At 47.1% G+C, this 4,059-nt stretch carries 4 protein-coding genes and 1 pseudogene; all 5 read right to left on the bottom strand.

The window, feature by feature from the left end; genetic code table 11:
• Positions 1–110: 110 nt before the first annotated feature.
• Positions 111–1,259: a Re/Si-specific NAD(P)(+) transhydrogenase subunit alpha gene (locus IQ234_RS20070; RefSeq protein WP_193958368.1), complete on the bottom strand. Its 1,149-nt coding sequence runs from the start codon at positions 1,257–1,259 to the stop codon at positions 111–113.
• 355 nt (positions 1,260–1,614) lie between these two features.
• Entirely contained in the window at positions 1,615–1,812 is a 198-nt protein-coding gene (locus IQ234_RS21445; RefSeq protein ID WP_228008639.1) for a hypothetical protein, read from the bottom strand.
• Positions 1,813–2,127: 315 nt separating this feature from the next.
• Positions 2,128–2,901 (bottom strand): PspA/IM30 family protein, encoded by a 774-nt coding sequence (locus tag IQ234_RS20060; RefSeq protein WP_002753544.1) that lies wholly within the window; start codon positions 2,899–2,901, stop codon positions 2,128–2,130.
• Positions 2,902–3,132: 231 nt separating this feature from the next.
• On the bottom strand, positions 3,133–3,789 hold the full coding sequence (locus tag IQ234_RS20055) for a PspA/IM30 family protein (RefSeq protein ID WP_193958367.1): 657 nt from the start codon (positions 3,787–3,789) through the stop codon (positions 3,133–3,135).
• A gap of 22 nt (positions 3,790–3,811) precedes the next feature.
• Positions 3,812–4,059, bottom strand: a pseudogene (locus IQ234_RS20050) (hypothetical protein); the annotation flags it as partial.

Genomic DNA, 4,059 nt, shown 5'->3' with positions numbered 1-4,059 from the left:
GGATGGGGGATTGGGGAAGTGGGAATTATGAATTATGAATTATGAATTATGAAGTGGGGAGAATAAAGCTGCCTTCTGACTCCTAACTCCTGACGACCGACTCCTGATAGCTAAAAAGCGGATAACTGTTCACTGAGGGCGGATTTAATGCGTTGGTTGCGGATTTCGCCAGCGTGGGTGACACAGGCACTATCAATGATGTCATCGGCAAAATCGAGGTTTAAACTGCCCTCTTTGCTGACTAAAAGCTGTAGCAGCATTTGCAGGTTTTTGGCATACATCTGGCTGGCATTGGTGGCCACTGTAGCAGGAAGATTAACGGCTCCGACGATTTTTACCCCATTTTCGATGATTTCTCGTCCCGGTTGGGTGTAGGCGCAATTTCCGCCCTGTTCCGCCGCTAAATCAACGATTACCGACCCCGCTTTCATGGTGGCGATCATTTCTTTGGTAACTAGCAGCGGGGCCTGTTTCCCCGGTACTTGGGCGGTGGTGATCACCACATCAGCCCGCTTAATTGGTTCGGCTAGGGCTTGACAAATGCGCTCCTGTGTGCTAAGAGAAACCTCTTTGGCGTAACCGTTATCGGCGACGGTATCTTCTTCTAGGGGCATTTCAATAAATTTCGCCCCGACACTCTGCACTTCTTCTTTGACTTGAGGACGAATATCAAAAGCCTCCACCACTGCCCCCAAACGGCGGGCGGTGGCGCAAGCTTGCAATCCGGCAACTCCTGCCCCCAATACCAGCACTTTGGCTGGGGCGATCGTACCGGCGGCGGTAGTCATCATCGGGAACATTTTCGGCAGCTGCACGGCGGCGAGGAGTACCGCTTTGTAACCGGCGAGGTTAGCCTGAGAGGAGAGGGCATCCATACTCTGGGCGCGACTACTGCGGGGAATTAATTCCATGCTCAAAGCGGTGATTCCGCGATCGGCTAATTTGGCAATGCGCCGGGGTTGACGCAGGGGATCGAGAAAGCCGATGAGGATACCGCCACCTTTCAGGCGATCGATCTCGCTATCGCTAGGAGGGACGACTTTGAGAATAATATCGGCAGTTTCATAGATATATTCGCTGTTTTCGATCAGGGCGGCTCCCACGGCACTATAGGCACTATCGGCAAAGTTGGCACTAATTCCCGCTCCATTTTCGACAATTACCTCAAATCCCGCCTTGACTAAACGGGCGACGGTATCCGGCACTAGCGCCACCCGCGCCTCGCCTTGGTCACTTTCTTTGATTACGCCGATTTTCATGGCTGGGTTTCTCCTTAATAAGTCCTTCTCTTGTCTTATGCTGTTAGGGTAAGGGTTTCGTTAAATGCGATCGATCCCCTGGGATAATTTCGAGTCAAAATTGCTTTTCACTTCCATCCTAGTTATCCTCACCTTTCTGGCTCTTTTTCGGGCTGAATCTTAGGATTATCTTCAGAATTAAAGGGTTTTGAGCGGCATTGTTCGGGATTTTTTTTATAATAATGAGGTACAATGTTTTCGTTCTGGGGAACGCCGAAACGCTTAACATTAGCCGCTCTTCGGTCTTAGATACCAGATTAAGTTATACTTCATATTGATGAGAAGGGCTGCAATACGTCTCTACAATCTCAAAGTTTTACATTTCCTTTAACTTCGATCGCAATTGCTCTAATTCTGCATCTACTACCGAATCCCTGACACTGTTTGCTGGAGGTAAATTGAGATCTTCTGGTTTTTGTGTGGAAGGAAGAAGAATAGGGATAATTTGGGTGCGCCTCAATTTGGTGGAAATATCTAGAGGACATTTTGGGCGCACGCAGTTCGATAAACTCACTGACCACGGTGCGCCCCTACCATTGGCGCCATCATATTATTTTAGGGGCGAATTGCATTCGCCCTCTTTGAATAACTTCTGCTGCTCACAATATATGTGAGGAAAAGTCACATATAGTCACATATAGGAGATGCACCCATTTAAATTGCTTGTTGAGATGAGGCACTGTTGCACTCTGGCAACAGTAAAGGGATTGGGGGAGAGCTAATCTAAGGATAGGCGGTTAAAATGCGTCTTAGCTTATTGCCTATCTCAACGACAAAATTAATAAATAGAGACGTACCATAGATAATACGTCTCGACGCTCTCAAGGTTTTACAGTTCTTTTAACTTTGATCGCAATTCCTCTAATTCCGCATCCACTGCCGAATCCCTGACGGTGGTTGCTTGGGGTAAAGTGGGTTGACTAGAAGCTGTACCGGGTAATGCTCCCCCGGACATTTGTGCTTTTAGCATTGCTAATTCATCCTCCACATCGCTACCCGATTCTAGTCTAGCGAATTCCTGTTCGATGCCGACACCACCGATTTCAGCGATCGCTTGACCACGAGCTTCCGACTCGATAACTTTTGCTTCCATGCGCTCAAAAGCGGACATGGAACTACTGGTATCGATACTGCCGAGGGTTTTTTGGAGTTGTTCGTTAGCTTTTGCGGCTCTGGAGCGAGCTACTAACATATTTTTCTTAGTTTTTGCCTCAGAAATCTTACTTTCGAGCGCAATCAAGTTTTTTCTTAGACTATCTACCTGTACCGTTTGCTGATCCAGTTGATTTTTGAGAATGGCGGCGGTTTCCGTGAAATCTTTCTTGCGTTTAAGAGCTTCCCGGGCGAGGTTTTCATCCCCTTTAGAAAGGGCTAATTTGGCTCTTTGTTCCCATTTATTGGCTTCTGACTGGTCTTTGCTGTATTTTTGTTCCGTTTGTCGTTGTTCAGCGATCGCTCTAGCGACCGCTTGACGTACCTGTACTAGATCCTCTTGCATATCACTGACAGCTTGTTCCAGCATTTTTTCTGGATCTTCAGCCTTGCTCACCATATCATTGAGGTTAGCTCGGACAACTCGGCTAAGGCGATCGAATAAACCCATGACGCTCTTGTTCCTCTCGGTGTGTACTAAATCAGTTAACTGTTCTTAAAATTTCCTATCTTGCCTAACGGCTCATTATCCAATATAAACCACGAGAGCTAGGATAGGCGATAGGAGTCAAGAGTCAGGAGACAGGAGACAGACTTCTGCGTGAGCTTTTGTCGAACGCTTTTTTTTCCCACACCCTACACCCCACTTCATAATTCATAATTCATAATTTATAATTCCCTATCACCCATCCAAGTTTTCTTGTTTTAACTTGAGTAATTCCGCTTCAATTTGTTTTTGTCCCTCTAAATCTTGGAATTGTCGCTCTAAGGGGTCTTTATACCGGATTAAATCGGCTTGGGATTCAGCTTCTAGGACTTTTGCTTCTAATTTCTCGAAAATAGTCCCCATCTGACTGCTGTTCAAACTGCCCATAATTTCTTGGGCTTTTTGACTGGCACTTGCTGATCGCAATCTGGCCAGATAAAGGCTTTTTTGTGCTTTCATCTCAGCATATTTGCGTTCAATTGTCAAGAGTTCTTTCTTTAACTTTTGTATAATAGCCGTCTGTTGTTGCAGGGAGGTTTGTAGGGGGGCGATCTGACTTTGATAGGTTTGCCATTGGTTGAGAGCTTGGCGGGCGAGTTCCTCGTTACCGTGATGTAGGGCTAATTGGGCGCGTTCGTGCCAAGTTTGCGCCGCTTTTTCCTGTTGTTGTCGTTGGCGCTCGGTGCGTTTCTGGGTAGCGACGGCTGCCGCCAAGGCTTGTCGCATTTGGATCAATTCCCCTTCCATCTCCAAGATCGCTTTTTCCAGCAGTTTTTCCGGATCTTGATTTTCCTGAATCAGACTATTGACTTGGGCGCGAATTGCTTGGCCCATGCGATCTAACAAACCCATTGCCGTCCTCCCGATACCAACCCTAATAGTTTACCGAAGTGCCGCTCCTATCAATAATGATAGAACTAGGGACGGGGGACTGGGAGGGATTGACTGTTTCTGAAGGTGGCGGACTACTGGGAGAGGGAGAAGGGGATACTTGTAATTCTGGCGGTAACTGTTTCATTAACTCCGTGGCATCCTGTGGATTTTGATTAGCCAGACGACGGGCTTTTTCCCGTTGAAAAAAGGGTAAATTGGCGGGTGATTCTTCTCTTTGGCGCAATTCCT

The sequence above is a fragment of the Microcystis aeruginosa LEGE 91341 genome (assembly GCF_015206885.1).
GTDB lineage: Bacteria > Cyanobacteriota > Cyanobacteriia > Cyanobacteriales > Microcystaceae > Microcystis > Microcystis aeruginosa_H.
Note: the sequence above shows the minus strand (reverse complement) of the source record. Positions and strands in the feature narration are given on the sequence as shown.

Bases quoted from the DNA above. Each gene is read 5' to 3' on its own strand.
- IQ234_RS20055 (WP_193958367.1), bottom strand. From the start codon at position 3,789: ATGGGTTTGTTAGATCGCATGGGCCAAGCAATTCGCGCCCAAGTCAAT.
- IQ234_RS20060 (WP_002753544.1), bottom strand. From the start codon at position 2,901: ATGGGTTTATTCGATCGCCTTAGCCGAGTTGTCCGAGCTAACCTCAAT.
- IQ234_RS20070 (WP_193958368.1), bottom strand. From the start codon at position 1,259: ATGAAAATCGGCGTAATCAAAGAAAGTGACCAAGGCGAGGCGCGGGTG.